Source organism: Pseudomonas sp. F8002 (assembly GCF_013385495.1).
GTDB lineage: Bacteria > Pseudomonadota > Gammaproteobacteria > Pseudomonadales > Pseudomonadaceae > Aquipseudomonas.
The window spans coordinates 1-380 of the sequence record NZ_JACAPW010000070.1 but is presented as its reverse complement, the minus strand read 5'-3'; the positions used below and the strand labels follow the sequence as shown (position 1 = coordinate 380).

Sequence of the window (380 nt, the reverse complement as noted above, 5' to 3'; positions counted from 1 at the left end):
ATCAGATCAAACGCTGCCAAGCTGTTGAGGGGATTGGTTTTCTCACTGCGGTGGCGCTCACGATGGCGTTTCAACGAGGCGAGTTTGAAAGTGCCGATGCCTATATAGCGTTCCTGGGAATGGACTTGAGAGTATCTGACTCGGGGCAAATGAGCGGACGTCGCTCACTGAGCAAAAAAGGAGACTCGGAGATCCGTCGATTGCTGCATAACGCGGCGTCAGCAGGTATCAAGTCAAACGCTTGGAAACCGCTCTATGAAGGCTATCTGGCCAGAGGCCTGAAAACGACTCAGGCCTTGGTTATCATCGCTCGCAAGCTGGCGCGTATCGCGTTCTCCCTCATGAAAAACCTAAGCGAATACCAGTCGAAAGCGGTTTTG

General features: G+C 52.6%; 1 protein-coding gene. It reads left to right on the top strand.

The genetic code is table 11. The features are described from left to right. A partial coding sequence (locus HX811_RS31835; protein ID WP_177048888.1) for a transposase occupies nt 1–380 on the top strand: 380 nt, incomplete at both ends.